Origin of the sequence: Aeromonas sp. FDAARGOS 1411 (genome assembly GCF_019047125.1) — a bacterium.
GTDB classification, from domain to species: domain Bacteria; phylum Pseudomonadota; class Gammaproteobacteria; order Enterobacterales; family Aeromonadaceae; genus Aeromonas; species Aeromonas veronii.
In genome coordinates, this window is record NZ_CP077214.1 from 2,677,820 (window position 1) to 2,694,043 (window position 16,224).

A 16,224-nucleotide genomic window follows, 5' to 3' on the forward strand; every position below is an offset into this window, starting at 1 on the left:
GTATTTATCATACCTGTCATCAACCGGGTGACAGGAGCAATAAAATGGATTTTTGGCTGGACCTGATGTTTGGCAACAGCGTGGGATTGATGTCGATGCTGGTGATTATCGGCACCTTCTTGCTCATCAGCTCTTACGCGGCCTACTTCATCTACAAGGTGATGCACTCGCAACCGCCTCATTCACAGCAACCCCATTCTCAACAACCCAAAGAGGGCAAATAATCCTCTGACCACAGGCGGCAGTTCACACTGACCGCCTGTGCTGCTTTATGGTTCGCGACTGTGATTCCCGGGCCAAGCTGCACTGGTATCCATGCTGGGCCTCCCTTATCCCCCTCCCCCCTTTCCCCGTTTTCTGTGCCAGTTGCGACCGTTATAATGACCCCCACTTTTTCTTATGGGGAGCCTGCCGTGTCTCATAACGACGAACTCTCGCTATTCATGAATGAAGTGGCCGACGTGCGGCCCATTCGCAGCGACAACATCCATCCCCATGCGGCCAAATCCGCCCCGACCGAGGCGCAGCTCGCTCGCCGCCAGGCTGCCACTGCCGAACAACTCGCCCTCGACCACCTCACCATGGAGGCCATCGAGATGCGCGATCCGCACGAAATCGTCGGCTTCAAACGCGATGGGGTGCAGGAGGGGGTCTACAAGAAGCTGCGGCTCGGCAAATACGAGCTGCAGGCCAGCCTGGACTTGCACCAGAAAACCCTCAACGAAGCGCGCCAGACGCTGGTGCAGTTCATTGCGGATTGTGAAGTCCGGGATATCCGCTGCCTGCTTATTCTGCACGGCAAGGGGGAGCGCAGCACCCCACGCGCCCTGCTGAAAAGCTATGTGAGCGCCTGGTTGCCGCAACTGCCCGCCGTCATGGCGATCCACAGCGCAGAGCGTCGCCACGGCGGCAGCGGCGCGCTCTATGTGCTGCTGCGCAAAAGCGAACGCAAAAAAGCGGAAAACCGCGAACGGCACCAGAAGCGGCTCGGCTAATCCGCGTTTCGCCCCCACGCCTTTGGCCCGCCTGCGTGAAGGTGGTCAACTATACAGCGGCGGTGTTAGCATCGAACGGCCCCGAGCATGCCAGGTACGGGGCGGCATACCATCAGGGACGATAATAAGGACAATCCCATGTCATATCAAAAGCTTGAACAACATCAGCAACAGATCCACCGCTTTAGCCACCTCGCCGCCATCTGCGGCTGGGATCAGGCGGCCATGATGCCGGAGGGGGGCAACGATGCTCGCGCCGAAGCGATGGCCGAACTCGGTCTGCTGATCCACCAGAAGCGTACCGCCCCCGAGCTGGGTGACTGGATTGCCAGGGCCGAGAGCGAACCGCTCGATGAAGTGCAACGTGCCAACCTCGGCGAGATCAAGCGCCAGTGGCAAGATGCCAGCCTGCTGCCCGGTGAGCTGGTCGAAGCGCTATCGCTCGCTGGCAGCAAGTGCGAGCACGCCTGGCGCAGCCAGCGCAAGAACAACGACTGGGCCGGTTTTGCCCCCAATCTCGAGGAGGTGGTGAAACTCTCCCGTGAAGTGGCGCAACTGCGGGCCGATGCCCTTGGCGTGCGCCCCTACGACGCCATGCTGGCGCTCTATGAGCCGGGCATGACCAGCGCACGGCTCGATCAGATCTTCGGCGATCTCGCCAGCTGGCTGCCGGCTCTTATCCAGACCGTGAGTGAACAGCAGAAGGGCGATGCCCTGCTGCTGCCGCAAGGCCCCTTCCCCATCCCCACCCAGCAAGCGCTCGGTCAGGAGGTGATGGGACTGCTCGGCTTTGATTTCGCCCACGGCCGCCTCGATGTGAGCAGTCACCCCTTCTGTGGCGGCGTGCCAACCGACGTGCGGATCACCACCCGCTATAACGAGCAGGAGTTTGTCTCCAGCCTGATGGGCATAGTGCACGAGACCGGTCACGCCCGTTACGAGCAGGGGCTGCCGCGCCATCTGCTGGGTCAGCCGGTGGCCGAAGCGCGCTCCATGGCGATCCACGAGAGTCAGAGCCTGTTTTGCGAGATGCAGCTGGGGCATCATCCGGCCTTCCTCGCGCTGCTGGCACCACGCATTCGTCACCACTTCGGCGAGCAGGCGGCGTTTGCGCCGGACAATCTGGCCAAGCTCTACAGCAGGGTCGAGCCGGGCTTTATCCGGGTCGATGCAGACGAGGTGACTTATCCGGCCCACGTTATCCTGCGCTACGAGCTGGAGCGCGATCTGGTGGAAGGGAAGATCGAGGTGGCCGATATCCCCGAGCTGTGGGACACCAAGATGCAGCAGTGGCTGGGGCTCTCCACCAAGGGCAACTACCGCAATGGCTGCATGCAGGATATTCACTGGACCGACGGCTCGTTCGGTTACTTCCCGAGCTACACCCTGGGCGCCATGTATGCCGCCCAGCTGCGCTTTGCCCTCGAGAAAGAGCTGGGCAGCATGGGTGAGGTGATCGCGGCGGGCCGCCTGCCGGAGATCTTCGGCTGGCTCGGACGCAACATCTGGTCACAGGGGAGCCTGCACAGCACCGACGAGCTGGTGCGCCGTGCCACCGGTGAAGCGCTCAACCCGCACTGGCTGCGCCAGCATCTGGAACAGCGTTATCTGAAGTGATGCGTGCTACACGGGTAAAACAAGACGGGGCCATGACAGGCCCCGTTTTTATGGCGGTGCATGGCACAGCACGCCACCACCATGCTGTAAAAAGAGAGGGTTCAGAGGGGGTCCGGGGAACCCAGCAACTCGCGCAGTTGCAGGATATTGCCCTCAGGGTCGAAGGCATTGCGCACCACAAAGCCGGGCCCATTCCACTGCTGTGGCAGCAGGCCACCGCCGAGATCCGCCGCCTTCGCTTCCGCCCAGGCAAGGCTGGGGACGGTGAAGAACAGCTTGATGGCCCCCTCTTCCCGCAGTGCTGGCGGCCGCTTGATAACAACTTGCCCGACATAAGGCTCAGGAATGGCGTGGATCAGCAGCTGGATATCGCTGTTTTCCAGCACTACCAGCTGCTCATCCTGACTACAGACCACCATCTGCAGCAATGTACGATAAAAGTGGGTCAGCAGGCCCGGATCCTTGGCATAGATCAGGGCACCGGCGCGAGCGGGGCCTGGCATGGAGCACTCCTCAATAGTGAACTGCTGGGTGGACAGATCTCCACCTTCTCACAGTTGCGTGCCCCATTCGATCCTTTTTAGCGGCTCACCAGCCTCACTGCACAAAGTGCCACTGCCGCAGTGCCAGCGTCGGAGGCGGCCCCTGGTCGTCCCCCAGATCTGCCATGCCCAGCGCCTCGTCATAGTGCACCCCGCCCGCACCGCTCTCGGTCAAGTGTTTTGCCCGCACCGCCCCGTACAAACCGCCACTTCCGCTGATCTTCATCTCGGTCAGCGGGGCATAGAGGGCGGCATAGAGCGGGGTATTGCCCGACAGCTTGATCCCATCCTTGCCGCTATACGCGGAATAGATGGAGATAGCGGGCGTACCGCCAGCGGTCAGCCCCTGCTTGGCTGCCGTCACCTCGGCACCAGCCCCGAGATCAACCTTGCCGCTGACGATCAGGGTCAGACTGCTCCCCTCGCTCACCGTCAACTTGTTGCTGCCAGTCATGGTGAAATCCTTGTCGATCAGCAGCACCACATCCCCCTTGATGGTGAGACTGGCATCGGCCCCCATATTGAGGCTGTCGAGCTTGTAAACTGTCTGCTCCTTGCCAAACAGCTCCCCCTTGCCGGGTAGCGGCAGCCCGGGCTTGTGCTGATTGCTGCTGGTGACCGAGCCAGTGGCAGGATCCGTGGTCAGCACCATCTGCTGGGTGGCGCCCAGCGTCAACGGGCCATTCAGCGGCAGATTGGCCAGCTTGGGAGAGTTCGGCAGCGCGGTCACATTGAGCGGGTCACACACCTGCCCGGCCACCGGTGGCAACCTGGGATCGTTGCGGTACTCGGGATCCAGATATTTCTGATTCTCCTGATCTTTAAAAAAACCAGCACCACCATAACTGAGTTTGCCGCTGTCGATGCTGGTACCCCAGTCCATGGAGACATTGCCATTGACCGCCACCTGACCACCGATGCGCCCCCCTTTCAGGGTCAAACTGCCGCCCCCTTTCACATTGCCGGAGACCCGGACAATCTTGTCCGAAGAGGGGGAGATAATGACGTCGCTCCCGGCATTCACGTTGCCGGAGATGGGAGAAGATCCGTTCAGGGTCACGGAGCCGGTCGCCCGTACATCGCCCCAAATTGGCGAATTGCCGTCGAGCACTACATTGGCCTTGTCACTGACGGTCGCCACCTTGGCATTCTGGTTAATGTTGGTGCCGCCATATTTGCCCTTGCGCGAGTCATAGCTGTCGATAAAACCGCTACCGGAGAGGCTCAACCCTTCACACGCCACCACCGAATCCTGAAAGATGAGATTGCCGGGTTCGCGCTTGAGGGCAAACAGGGCGTTGAGGCTGGCATTGCCCTCCAGATAGCGGCCATGGCTCTGCAACTCCAGCTTGCTGCCGGCGGAGGCATCAAGCTGCTCGATGCTGAAGCGGCTGCCCGCCATGGCTCCTTCCCCCTTGCCAGGCACCTTCTGCACCAGTTGAGCCCACTCGATGCGCGGTTCGGCGCCAAGGGCCTGATGCAGGGCTCGATAACTCTCGTTCATCCCCTGCTCGGCACTGAGCTGCGCATTGATCTTCTTGTGAAAATTGCCGCTCAGACGAGTCTGCAACTGGTTCTCCTGAATGCTGGTAAACACCAGCAGACTCGACAGCAGGCTCACCACCAACACCACCAGCAGTACGGCTCCCCGCTGCCCCTGCAATCCCTTGTTCATCCCGCTCCCCCTGCTGTGGCGTTGGCACCGGATGTGGCCAACGCTGCCGCCCAGACCGCCTTGCGGCGGGCCACCTGCACCTCGACTCCCGGCGCCAGATAGCTGGGCAGCCCTTCGGGCAAGATGCGGATATTGACCAGCGCCCCCTGCTGGCCGAATTCAAGATCCTGAAGATGGGCCAACAACAGGCGCGGGCCATCCCCGTCATCGCAACTGAGTACCGGCGGCGTGAAGCGGTACTGCTCGGTAAAATCGGCGGTTTTCTGGTTGCCAAGGCAGGAGAGCACCTGACTGCCCCCCTCTACCTTGAAGGCCAGCGTCAGGCGATCAGGGGTCACGGCTATCAGTTGATCCGCCTGCTTGATGCTGTTGGTAAAGGTGAGGGTGGCAAAGCGCAGCACTTCGTTCGCCTGCTCCAGCGCCTTGCTCTGTTCGACCGTGCTCTTGATCGGGGCGTAACCGGCAAAAATCGCCAGCATCAACATCAGACCGAGCACCATGGAGATCATCAGCTCGACGAGACTGACGCCTCGTTGCCGTGAGGGGACGCTCAGCATAAAGGCGGAAATCCTGCGTTCAGCTCCACCCGCTTGGCGCCGGAGACCCGCTCATCCTGCCACTCGATAGCGACCACAAAGTTGTCGCTATAACGGTTCGGCAGCACCAGCCGGTGGCCATCCTGCAGGGTGAAGCGGGCAAGAAAATCGGCCTGGGTGAACCGCTCGGGCTTGCGCTGCACTTCACACAGCGAGCTCCAGATCTGCTCCACGCTGTTGCTCGCCTCGATCGTAGCCAGCGTGCTCTGCAAGCTGTAATGCGCCTGCTGCAACGAGACTACCTGCCCCTTGGCGAGACCGAGAAACACCATCACCGCCAACACCATGGAGACCATGATCTCCACCAGATTGAAGCCCTGCTGGCGGGCAAGTGCGGCGTGTCTCATGAGCAGCTCCCTTGCAGCAGCTGGCCGCTCGGGGCCACGCAGAGCACCCGCTGCTCACCGAGGCGATTGGCCAGAATGATCTCGGCGTGGCTGCTGCTGCCGGTTGGCGCGATCTGGATGGGGTCAAACGGCTTGATCACCACTCCGCCAGCAGGTGCTGCCGCCTTACGCAGCAACTTGCTGTCAGCCATCACCTCCCAGCCACCGTTCTCGGTGCCCTGCAGTACCACCGGCAGGGTCAGCTTGACCGCTTCGCTGCGGGCAAAGCGGTAGGCTGAAGCGAGTTCGGTCGCACTACGATCGAGCCGTTCGGCCGCGAGGCGCTGACTCATGGAGGGCAACCCGACCAATAGCAAGATGGCGGCGATGCCGACCGTGATCATCAACTCAATCAGAGTAAATCCGCGCACATTCATCTTATGATCCCCAGCAGTCATGGCGATTGGCCGCGCGATAACCGGTCTGATCGAGGGTCAGTGTGCCGCACTCATCCTGTTGTCGCGTCGTTGGAATGGCTTTGAGCAGGTAGTCGCCAGCATCTTGCTGGCTGTAGCTGAACTGGTAGAAATCCGTGTTGGAAGGGGTAGCAAACGTGTCTGGATAACGGCCCTGTTGGGTATAGATACGTTCGAGGGCGAGCGCCTGCTCCAGCAATTGCTGCTGCGCTTCGTAACGACGTCCCTGTTGCAGATAACCCTGATACGCTGGCAACGCGATGGCCGCGAGAATGCTGACAACCGTCATGGCGATCAACAACTCGATCAGACTAAAGCCCCGGCAATGGAGCCATGCCTTACAGTCGTTCACTTATCATCCTTGGCAAGTGTTGTTGTTATTGGTCGGCCTAAGGCCGCAGATGTGATGACTTAATAATCATCAAAAATTAACTGACTCGATTGAACAACACAAAATCGCCACACTCAACGTAAAAAAGTTAGTTATGTGATCTGTTATTAATTTTTAAGCAGTTTTCGCCGCCACTAATCTCGCTAAGCAAATAAAGCTAGGCCAATCGTGCCTCCGACCCGTCCGTTATGCCCCCTTCTGTCGAGCCGCGATACATGAAAAACAGCGTGACGAAGAGTGAAACCCGGCCGTGCAATGAAAGAGCAAAATAACCTTTGGCCAATTTTTGCTATCTCTGTCCGTTTCTGGCTAGTCATGGCCCCCGAGCCCCCTTACTCTCTTGCCATCTATTCCAGCAAAGCCGCCAACACCATGAATGCAAAGCCAAGCCCTGAGTCGTCACCGGATGAGGTGATCAACACCCTCAGCCGCGAGCAGTGTCACGCCGCACGGCTCGCCCGCGACGCTCGCTTTGATGGCCGCTTCTTTACCGGCGTGCTCTCGACCGGCATCTACTGCCGGCCAGTCTGCCCGGCACGGCCACCCCACGAGCACAATGTGCGCTACTTCCAAAGCGCCGCGGCCGCCGAGCAGTATGGGCTGCGACCCTGCCTGCGTTGCCGCCCAGAGCTGGCCCCCGCCGCCCGTGGCGATCTGCCGGTTGAACTGGCACGTCTGCTGGCGCGCATCGATCGCGGCGAGCTGGCTGACGGCACGCTCGCTGAATTGGCCGAAGAGGCCGGGATCAGCGAACGCACCCTGCGCCGCCAGTTCGAGCAGCACCTCGGCGCCTCGCCAAAACAGGTGGAGCAGACGCGCCGCCTGCTGCTCGCGAAACGGCTGCTGACCGAAACCGGGCTGCCCATTACCGACATCGCGTTTGCCGCTGGCTTTGCCAGCATCCGCCGCTTCAATGACGCCTGGCTCAACGCCTACGGGCTGGCCCCACGCACCCTGCGCCAGCAGGAGCAGCACGCTGACGCGCCAGAGCACATGAGCGCGCAGCTGCGCGGCGCAACCCTGACGCTGCAACTGCCCTACCGCCCTCCGTATGACGTGGCGGCCATGCTGGCGTTCTACCGGCTGCGGGCGATCCCCGGGCTGGAGCAGGTAGATGGTGAGGTGTATGAGCGGCGCTACCGGGTCGGCGATCAGGTCGCGCTAGTGCGTATCGCGCAGGGCAAGGGGCACAGCCTGCAGCTCACCGTCCATGATCTGCCGCTCGCAGCACTGCCCGATCTGCTCTATCGGGTGCGCCGGATGTGGGATCTCGATGCCGATATGCAGCGGATCGGCGATCTGCTCGGTCAGGATCCGCTGCTCGCCCGCTTGCAGGCGCGCTGGCCCGGCGTACGGCTGCCGGGAGGCTGGGACGAATACGAGGTGATGCTGCGCGCCATCGTCGGCCAGCAGGTCTCGGTCAAGGGAGCAATTACCATACTCGGGCGACTGGTGGCACGCACCGAGGCACAATTCGGGGTAACGCAATTGCCGACCCCCGCCCAGCTGTGCGAACTCGATCTCGACGGTATCGGCATGCCCAGCAGCCGCATTCGCACTCTGCGGGGAGTGGCACAAGCACTGGCCAGCGGTGAGCTGACCCTCACTACGGCCAGTGACGAGCAGTTGCTGGCGCTACCGGGTATAGGCCCCTGGACGGTCTCGTACTGGCGGCTGCGCTGCGGGCTGGATACCGATGCCTTCCCCGCTTCCGATCTGGTGCTGCAAAAGGCACTCGGCGGCGGCACCAAGCTGCCGGTAAAAGAGGTGTTGGCGCAAAGCGCAGCATGGCAGCCGTGGCGCAGCTATGCGGCCAGCTGGCTGTGGCACGCCATGAGTGAAGCGCCCAATTTGCTGCTCCATGCCACCGGCAACGAACAACAGCCAGATAACCAACCATAGGAGATAACCCCATGATCCGCTACGATATCCTGCCGACCCGCTGCGGCAATCTGCTGGTTGCCATCAACGAGTATGGCTTGGTGCACGTGGACTTTGTGGCGGGCCTGCGGGCGCTGCTCGATATGAGCGGCTGGCTGCAAGACCCCGCAGCGCTGGCCCCCTTCCTCGCCGAATTTGACGCCTATTTTGCCGGTCGCTTGCAGCGCTTCTCCCTGCCCCTTGCCGCCCGTGGCACAGCTTTTCAGCAGGCGGTGTGGCAAGCGCTGTGCGACATCCCCTACGGCGAGACCCGCAGCTACAGCGATATCGCTCGCACCATCGGCAAACCCGATGCGGTGCGGGCAGTGGGCGCGGCGAATGGCCGCAATCCGCTCTCGATCATCGTCCCCTGCCATCGGGTGATCGGCCAAAACGGCAGCCTGACCGGCTATGCGGGGGGATTGGAGATTAAAAAAACGCTGCTGGCGCTGGAGAGGGGCAATTAAAGGAGGGTAGGCAGAGAACCTGCGATAAAAATTGCCCCTTTCCGGATGGAGAAAGGGGCTCATTGATCAGCGTTTCAGGCTGCCCATCACATGCATTTCGCAGCGGTTACAGTCAAAACGCAGGCGGAAGGTGTCTTTACCCATTTTGAGTTCCAGCGGCTCGGCCTTGAGACCTGGCACCTCGTTCGGGCAGAGGTTCTGGCTATAGCGGATGCAATGCTTGGTGATCATCAGCACCACTTCCCGCTCCTCCTTGTTCGCCTCATAGGCGGGAGCAATCCGATCCACCCCGTGTTCGCGGAAGAACTGCTCGGCCGCGCTGTTCAGCACATTGCCAAGGTAGGAGAGACGGTGCTGGGGATAGTTGATATCCCGCAGGGCAATGCGTCGCTCGGGGCGCTGGTAGCTGGCCACGCGTGCGGCCTCCAGTGCAGCGATACCATCCCGGCGCAAACCGTTGAGCTGTGATGCGGCGATAAATAGCGGGTGAGTGAATGCCAACTCAATCTTGCGCGCCACAAACAGGGTATTGCCGAGTTTGCCAAGCTGATCCCGCGCCTGTTGCAGCGCCCGCTCCGGGTTGTCGGCAGGCTGCTTGTCGCAAGGCAGGGTCACCGCAACGCTGATGCCCTGCTCGTCGGTGAGCGTGAGGATCACACCCTCATCGCACTCAGCCAGCACCATATCGACCCGGATGCGGCGATCCGCGCTCGCCTTCTCCAGCATCTTGCTGAACGCCTGATCGTGGTTGCGGTAGATTTCTGTCCCCACCTTTAGCCCTGGCATGCGTTCTGACAGGAGTAACTGCTTACCTTCGACCTTGTTGAGGCGCATACCCACCAGCTCGTTATTCGGCTTGAAGAAGCCCAAACCGTCGCCGTTGTTGAGGGTGACCTGTTTGCCATCAATCTCGATACCGTCACGGGTCACCTTGGTGACACGCCCCAGCGGTTCACCCACATATTTCGGGCTTTTGGTGGAGTCGATCCCCTGCTGGCGACCATGGAGGAAGTAATCGGTGCTGCCGCGGTTGAAGCTCTTTTTGGGGTCAGGCGTGAAGCTGTAGCTGCAACGGCCAGCAGAGGCCGCCACCAGATCGGAGCGACTATCCAGAATGGCGTCCAGCTTCTGGCGATACCAGGCGGTAACGTTTTTGACGTAGTCGAGCCCCTTGAGTCGCCCTTCAATCTTGAAGGAGCGGATCCCCGCCTCGATCAAGGCCTCCAGGTTGTCGGTCTGATCCATATCCTTGAGCGACAGCAGGTGGCTGTCGGCCACCAGCACTTCACCGTCCGGCTTTTGCAGCGAGCAGGGCAGACGGCAGAGCTGGGCACACTCGCCACGGTTGGCGCTGCGGCCGGTACGGGCATGGCTGATATTGCACTGGCCGCTGTAGGAGACACAGAGCGCGCCGTGGATAAAGAACTCCAGCTGCACATTGGTCGCCGCGCTGATCTCGCGGATCTGCGCAAGGGACAGTTCGCGCGCCAGCACCACCTGAGAGAAGCCCACATCCTGCAGAAACTTCACCTTCTCCGGCGTGCGGTTGTCGGTCTGGGTACTGGCATGAAGCGCGATGGGTGGCAGATCGAGCGCCAGCAGCCCCATATCCTGGACGATGAGCGCATCTGCTCCTGCTTCATATATTTGGTGGGTCAGCCGCCGGGCCTGCTCCAGCTCATGATCGTGCAGCAGGGTGTTAAAGGCGACAAAGACTTGGGCGCCGAAACGGTGGGCGTGGCGCGCCAGCGCTTCGATATCTTCGAGGGAGTTGCCCGCCGCACTGCGGGCGCCAAAGGCCGGACCGCCCATGTAGACGGCATCGGCACCATGGTTGATGGCTTCGATGCCGTAGGCGAGGTTCTTGGCCGGAGCCAGCAGCTCCAACCGGTTGTTATGGCTTAACGGGTGCTTGTTCTGGTGCATGGTCTCGGGATCAGGGCGGACAGCAAATGGCCGCTACTCTAGCCCATTCACCACCCCCGTGCCTTGATCCCGCTTAAGGTATCTGCGAAATACAGGATTAGATAACCACCTTGAGCGCCAACCCGAGCAGCACCAAGCCACTCACCTTATCGATCACAAAGGATTTGGCTTTGAGCCACGCCAGTACGGGACCACGAGAGAGCACCAGCGCCACCAGCACGTACCAGACTGCATCGATCCCGCCAGCGGTGAGCATCATGATGCCCCCTTCGCTCCAGCCGGTATCGGCCCGCACAAACTGGCTGAACAGGGCGATGAAGAAGACCGCCAGCTGGGGGTTAAGGAAGGCCACCATAAAACCTTCAAAGGCCCCTTGCCGACCACGCAGCTGGTGAACTTCTTCACTCGCGTCACCACTGGCTGGTTTTGCCAGCAGGGCTTTCACCCCGAGCCAGGCAAGAAATGCGGCGCCGCCGTAGCGGATCAGATCAAACAGGAGCGGAGTCTGGGTGATCAGAATGGAGAGGCCAAGCGCGGTGACCAGTGCATAGATACCCACCCCGAGGCCGTGGCCAAGCGCAGTAGCGACGCCATGCCCCTGCCCGCCCTGCACCGTGTTGCGGATGATCAGCGCCAGACTCGGCCCCGGGCTGATGGCCCCCATCACGCAGATTGCGGCCAGTGCCAGCCAACTCGTCAGTTCCATGCTTTTCCTCTTTTGTGCTCGATATGATGACCTGCACTCAGGGTACGGGCTGAGCCATTATGCCAGTAGTGAAAGTTATGAATAGATTCCATAACCCATGGCTATAACGCCACACAACTGACCGGGGCTAACCGCCGAGATCGAGCAGCTTGCGACTCTCGCCAACGGTGCGTTGCAGATGATCCCGCAGGAAGGGGTAGGCCAGCTCGCGAAACCAGCGGTGGGCTGGATCCTGATGGTGGCGCTGATGCCACAGCAGATGATACTGCTGGTCGCGGGTAGCAAAGGGCAGATCGACAAAGGTGAGCTCATGGCCACAGGAGAGCTGCCAGGCGATATGGGCCGGGGTGGTCATCAGGCAATCGGTGCGCAGCAACACCTCCACTGCCGCCTGAAAGAAGGGAACTCTGGCAAACCAGCGCCGACTCAGTCCCTGCGGCGCCAACACCTGCTCCACCGGGCTGTCCTTGTCGCCTCCCCCGCTCACCTGCAGGTGAGGCCAGGCGAGATAGTCATCGAGACTCAGCGCCTTGCCCGCCAGCGGGTGGTGACGTCCCATCAACGCCGCCAGCCGATCTTCCCCCTGATGCAGACCACGGATCTGATCCGGTACCTGCTCGGTGATGGTGGAGACCAGATCCAGCTCGGACTGCCACAACTGCGGCAGCTGACGCTTGTCCCACAGGCTGTACTCCAGCGCCGCCAACGGCGCCTCTTTGGCGAGCGCGGCACAGATATCGGGCAGGATATGCTGGGCCACATAATCGGAGGAGGCGAGCCGAAATACCCGCTCGCAGCGGCTCGGGTCAAATCCGGGCGCCTCGTAGAGCCGCTCCAGCGCACCGAGAGAATCCGCCAGCTGGGCGGCCAACAGTTCGGCCCGTGGCGTCAGCAGCCAGCGTTGCCCCTCCCGCACCAGCAACTCGTCATCAAACTCGCTGCGCAACTGGGCAAGCTGCTTGCTGATGGAGGGCTGACTCAGGTGCAACAGCTCGGCGGCGCGGCTGATATTGCGGGTCTCCAGCAGCACCTTGAGGGTCGGCAACAAGTTGAGATTGGCTCTGAGCAAGGAGATACCCTCATCGGTGGTGAAACGCCTATCTTAGGGCAGATGAGTCCCGCGTTTTAAGCAAAATTTCCAGCCATGTTCCGCGCGTTGCAGCCCTTTGCGACCAGATGGCACAGCTGAGCCCCCTGCACATAACCATGACCACAAGATGACAGTGGTTGTCTCGTACGGCATAATTGCACGATTTTCCGCCCGCGGGCGATCCACTTGAGAAGCGGTAACAAGATGAAATACGCCAATATCACCGGCTGGGGCAAATGCCTGCCTCCCTCCGTGCTGACCAACGACGACCTCAGCACCATCATGGATACATCAGACGAGTGGATCTATCCGCGCACCGGCATCAAGGCCCGCCGGATCTCCCATGTCAGCACCTCGGATCTCGCCACCCTGGCCGGTCGCCGCGCACTGGCCTGCGCCGGTCTGGAAGCCAGCGATCTCGATGGCATCATCCTGGCCACCGCCACCCCGGACAACCTGCTGCCAAGTGCCGCCTCTGCGGTGCAAAAGAAGCTGGGCGCCGTCAACGCCGCCGTGTTTGACCTCAACGCGGCCTGCACCGGTTTCGTCTACTCCCTCTCCGTCGCTACCTCGCTGGTGCAGACTGGCATGATGAAGAAGGTGCTGGTGATTGGCGCCGAGCGCCTCACCTACCTGCTGGACTGGGCACGCCGCGATACCGCCGTACTGTTTGGCGATGGTGCCGGTGCCGTGGTGATAGAGGCAAGCGAGCAGGAGTGTGGCCTGATCGCCAACAAGCTGGGTTGCGACAGCGAAGCGCGTGAGATCCTGCACGTACCAAACTTCGGTACCGACCGGGTGCGTTTTGCCGATATCGATGGCCTGTTCACCTTCAACTTCGAAGGGCCGGAGATCTTCAAACGTGCTGTGCGCGGCATGGGTGAGGCCACCAGCACTGTGCTGGCGCAGGCCGGTATTGCGCCGGAGCAGGTCGACCTGATCGTGCCGCACCAGGCCAATATCCGCATCATCGAGACCCTCGCCAAACGGATGAATGCGCCGATGGAGAAGGTGATGGTCAACATCGAAAACTACGGCAACACCTCCGCCGCTACCGTACCTATCGCCCTGTGCGAAGCGCTGGAGCAGGGGCGCGTCAAGCCGAATTCCTATCTGCTGACTGCCGCTTTCGGTGCCGGCCTGACTTGGGGGGCAGCCATCATCAAGTGGGGCGATCGAGTTACCCCCATCAAGGCGTGCGATGCCGAACTGCCCCCGTGCGACCAGAGCGCGCTGGAGCTCATCGCCCATGCGGTGGAAGGTTGCCAGAAGGCCCACGCCAACGAGGCGTGATCCTCATCAGGAGCCTGAATCCTCAGGCTCCTTCTCTCCTTTTCATCCCCACCTAGCTCTGCCCCCACCTCGCAAGCCGCTTGATACGGCAATCGCTGATACAAACAACTCCGATTTGCAGCCAATTAATTTTTTTCCGCTAACCTTATTGTGCCAACTATAAATAAAGAAAAGAGCGTCAAGGGGCACCATGACTGTTTCGGTCCTGCGCCTTTACCTCTTACCAAATAATTGCACAGGGATAAGCTACGTATGGCACAACACAAAAGTGGCGTGAACACACCGCTTTGGGAACCGGTTTGCTGGATTTGCTGCATCGGGCTTGCTCTGCTGAGCTGCCTGTTGCTGCAGCTCGCCGATGCGCTGTCACCTCTCTACCTGCTGCTCAATGTGCTGGTTGCCATTGCCGCCGCCCTCTGGACATCGAATCACTTCCATCAACACTTGCAACGAAGCCGGGCCGAACAGATAGAACCCGCCGCCACGGATGCCATTGCCCACTCCATCGTCGGGCTGGAACAGGTGTGCGAGAAGGCTCTACCTATCTGGTCCCAGCAAATTGAAAGCTCTCGTCAACAAACCGAAGCCGCGATGATTGACCTGACCCAACGCTTCAGCGGCTTGGCCAACAAGCTGGAGGAAGCAGTCAATGCTTCTCATCTGGCAGCTGGAGAACTGGGTGATGCCAATTCCCGTGGCATGGCAGGAGTCTTGAGCGAGAGCCAGCAGCAGCTCAATGAGGTAGTGGCCATCCTGCACTCCGCCCAAGCCAATCGGGACGCCATGTTGGGTGAGATAAAAAGCCTGACCACCTACACCATAGAGCTCAACACCATGGCCATGGATGTGGCCAAAATAGCCTCCCAGACCAACCTGCTGGCCCTCAACGCCGCCATTGAAGCGGCTCGTGCAGGGGAAGCAGGCCGTGGCTTTGCTGTGGTCGCTGATGAAGTGCGCAACCTCTCCCGCCTCTCCAGCGAAACCGCCCAGAAGATGACCGACAAGGTAGACACCATCAATACTGCTATCGGTCGCGCCTTCCAGATTGCCGAAAATGCTGCCGCACGGGATCACGCCTCAGCGCTCAATTCGGAGCAGACAATTGAACAGGTACTGGCCCGTTTTCGCCATGCCACTGACAGCCTGGCGGAATCCGCCTCCCTGCTGCAAAACGAGAGCACCAATATCCATCGCGAAATCTTCAGCGTCATAGTCTCGCTGCAATTTCAAGACAGGGTCAGCCAGATCCTCAGCCACGTCAGACAAAACATGGAGAGCCTCTCAAGCCATCTGGTTGCTTCGGAGCAGAGCAGCAATGCGACAGGGCCAATCCAGATTGATGCCAATCGCTGGCTGGCAGAGATGGAGCTCTCATACGCCACCGACGAACAGCGCAATATTCACCATGGTCGCACCACCCGTTCTGTCAACGCGCAACCAAGCAGCGCCGACATCACATTTTTCTAGGAGAGAGATATGGGCAAAACGATCCTGATCGTGGATGACTCGGCAACTATTCGCCAAGTCGTGGGCATGACCCTCAAGGGAGCCGGTTATGAGGTCATGGAAGCCTCTGACGGCAAAGATGCGCTCAACAAACTAGATGGCAAGAAGATCAACCTGATCATCAGTGACGTCAACATGCCGAACATGGATGGCATCACCTTCGTCAAAGAGGCCAAAAAGCTGGCCAACTACAAATTTACCCCAGTCATCATGCTGACCACCGAGTCTCAGGACAGCAAGAAGCAGGAGGGACAAGCGGCAGGAGCCAAAGCCTGGGTGGTCAAACCCTTCCAGCCCGAACAGATGCTGGCCGCAGTCGCCAAGCTCATCATGCCGTGATCCGGAGCGCATCATGCAACTACAGAGCGAGCTACTCGACAACAAGGTAGTGGTGACCATGCCGGACGAGATCACCATTTATACAGTCAGCGAGCTGAAAGATGCTCTCTCGCCCTTATTGCATCAGGGGAACGAACTGGAGCTGAATCTGGCAGCGGTATCCGAGATAGACAGCGCCGGGCTGCAACTGCTGCTGGCAGCGAAGAAGACCGCTCTGCAGCAGGGCACCTCCCTGGCGCTGGTCTGGCACAGCCATGTTGTGCTTGAACTGCTGGAGCTCTGCCAGCTCTCGGCCTTTTTTGGGGACCCCACCCTCATCACCCATGGCGAACGGCCCTGAGCCACCATGACAAGGAGTC

18 protein-coding genes are annotated in these 16,224 nt (G+C 60.4%); 9 read left to right on the top strand and 9 right to left on the bottom strand.

All coding sequences use genetic code 11. The features are described 5' to 3' along the window. Positions 1-44 precede the first annotated feature (44 nt). The 3 genes from I6L41_RS11840 (at position 45) to I6L41_RS11850 (ending at position 2,612) form a co-directional block, all read left to right on the top strand. A complete protein-coding gene (locus I6L41_RS11840) occupies positions 45-224 on the top strand; it encodes a DUF3149 domain-containing protein (RefSeq protein ID WP_005338733.1) in 180 nt (59 codons plus the stop codon). Positions 225-413: 189 nt separating this feature from the next. Continuing rightward, positions 414-995, top strand: a complete 582-nt coding sequence (smrA, locus tag I6L41_RS11845) for a DNA endonuclease SmrA (protein ID WP_005338734.1) — start codon at positions 414-416, stop codon at positions 993-995. Between the two features lie 138 nt (positions 996-1,133). Further along, positions 1,134-2,612 (top strand): carboxypeptidase M32, encoded by a 1,479-nt coding sequence (locus I6L41_RS11850; protein WP_216959026.1) that lies wholly within the window; start codon positions 1,134-1,136, stop codon positions 2,610-2,612. A 101-nt stretch (positions 2,613-2,713) separates the two neighbouring features. On the opposite strand, the gene I6L41_RS11855 is transcribed toward I6L41_RS11850, so the two are convergent. The 6 genes from I6L41_RS11855 to I6L41_RS11880 all read right to left on the bottom strand — a co-directional run bounded on the left by I6L41_RS11855 (position 2,714) and on the right by I6L41_RS11880 (position 6,579). Next, positions 2,714-3,115, bottom strand: coding sequence for a VOC family protein (locus I6L41_RS11855; RefSeq protein ID WP_216959029.1), 402 nt, complete (start codon positions 3,113-3,115; stop codon positions 2,714-2,716). 94 nt (positions 3,116-3,209) lie between these two features. Then, the gene (locus I6L41_RS11860; protein ID WP_216959033.1) at positions 3,210-4,829 is read right to left on the bottom strand and encodes a hypothetical protein; all 1,620 of its coding nucleotides are present in this window, start codon (positions 4,827-4,829) and stop codon (positions 3,210-3,212) included. After that, positions 4,826-5,386, bottom strand: a complete 561-nt coding sequence (locus tag I6L41_RS11865; RefSeq protein ID WP_005338746.1) for a PilW family protein — start codon at positions 5,384-5,386, stop codon at positions 4,826-4,828. Before I6L41_RS11865 ends, I6L41_RS11860 begins: the two co-directional genes overlap by 4 nt. Beyond that, positions 5,380-5,772 (bottom strand): prepilin-type N-terminal cleavage/methylation domain-containing protein, encoded by a 393-nt coding sequence (locus I6L41_RS11870; protein WP_005358533.1) that lies wholly within the window; start codon positions 5,770-5,772, stop codon positions 5,380-5,382. Before I6L41_RS11870 ends, I6L41_RS11865 begins: the two co-directional genes overlap by 7 nt. Next, the gene (locus I6L41_RS11875; RefSeq protein ID WP_100646643.1) at positions 5,769-6,188 is read right to left on the bottom strand and encodes a GspH/FimT family pseudopilin; all 420 of its coding nucleotides are present in this window, start codon (positions 6,186-6,188) and stop codon (positions 5,769-5,771) included. Before I6L41_RS11875 ends, I6L41_RS11870 begins: the two co-directional genes overlap by 4 nt. 1 nt (position 6,189) lies before the next feature. Further along, positions 6,190-6,579, bottom strand: a complete 390-nt coding sequence (locus I6L41_RS11880) for a type IV pilin protein (RefSeq protein WP_167570433.1) — start codon at positions 6,577-6,579, stop codon at positions 6,190-6,192. A 411-nt stretch (positions 6,580-6,990) separates the two neighbouring features. Between I6L41_RS11880 and I6L41_RS11885 the strand changes: the two genes are divergently transcribed. Together I6L41_RS11885 and I6L41_RS11890 are read left to right on the top strand one after the other, a co-directional pair. Further along, positions 6,991-8,520 carry a DNA-3-methyladenine glycosylase 2 gene (locus tag I6L41_RS11885; RefSeq protein WP_216963947.1) on the top strand — a complete coding sequence of 510 codons (1,530 nt, stop codon included), beginning with the start codon at positions 6,991-6,993 and terminating at the stop codon, positions 8,518-8,520. Between the two features lie 11 nt (positions 8,521-8,531). Further along, positions 8,532-9,005, top strand: coding sequence for a methylated-DNA--[protein]-cysteine S-methyltransferase (locus I6L41_RS11890; protein ID WP_216959036.1), 474 nt, complete (start codon positions 8,532-8,534; stop codon positions 9,003-9,005). A gap of 66 nt (positions 9,006-9,071) precedes the next feature. Here I6L41_RS11890 and I6L41_RS11895 read toward each other — a convergent pair whose 3' ends face one another. The 3 genes from I6L41_RS11895 to I6L41_RS11905 all read right to left on the bottom strand — a co-directional run bounded on the left by I6L41_RS11895 (position 9,072) and on the right by I6L41_RS11905 (position 12,706). Next, positions 9,072-10,931 carry a U32 family peptidase gene (locus I6L41_RS11895; RefSeq protein ID WP_216959039.1) on the bottom strand — a complete coding sequence of 620 codons (1,860 nt, stop codon included), beginning with the start codon at positions 10,929-10,931 and terminating at the stop codon, positions 9,072-9,074. A 97-nt stretch (positions 10,932-11,028) separates the two neighbouring features. Then, positions 11,029-11,637 (bottom strand): LysE family translocator, encoded by a 609-nt coding sequence (locus I6L41_RS11900; RefSeq protein WP_159143109.1) that lies wholly within the window; start codon positions 11,635-11,637, stop codon positions 11,029-11,031. A 127-nt stretch (positions 11,638-11,764) separates the two neighbouring features. Beyond that, a complete protein-coding gene (locus I6L41_RS11905) occupies positions 11,765-12,706 on the bottom strand; it encodes a LysR family transcriptional regulator (protein ID WP_216959042.1) in 942 nt (313 codons plus the stop codon). Between the two features lie 225 nt (positions 12,707-12,931). On the opposite strand from I6L41_RS11905, the gene I6L41_RS11910 reads away from it, so the two are divergent. The 4 genes from I6L41_RS11910 to I6L41_RS11925 all read left to right on the top strand — a co-directional run bounded on the left by I6L41_RS11910 (position 12,932) and on the right by I6L41_RS11925 (position 16,205). After that, positions 12,932-14,020: a ketoacyl-ACP synthase III gene (locus tag I6L41_RS11910; protein ID WP_042080660.1), complete on the top strand. Its 1,089-nt coding sequence runs from the start codon at positions 12,932-12,934 to the stop codon at positions 14,018-14,020. Between the two features lie 252 nt (positions 14,021-14,272). Beyond that, positions 14,273-15,487: a methyl-accepting chemotaxis protein gene (locus I6L41_RS11915; protein ID WP_216959045.1), complete on the top strand. Its 1,215-nt coding sequence runs from the start codon at positions 14,273-14,275 to the stop codon at positions 15,485-15,487. A gap of 9 nt (positions 15,488-15,496) precedes the next feature. Then, positions 15,497-15,865: a response regulator gene (locus tag I6L41_RS11920; RefSeq protein WP_005338778.1), complete on the top strand. Its 369-nt coding sequence runs from the start codon at positions 15,497-15,499 to the stop codon at positions 15,863-15,865. Positions 15,866-15,878: 13 nt separating this feature from the next. Then, on the top strand, positions 15,879-16,205 hold the full coding sequence (locus I6L41_RS11925) for an STAS domain-containing protein (RefSeq protein ID WP_005349569.1): 327 nt from the start codon (positions 15,879-15,881) through the stop codon (positions 16,203-16,205). Positions 16,206-16,224: the final 19 nt, after the last annotated feature.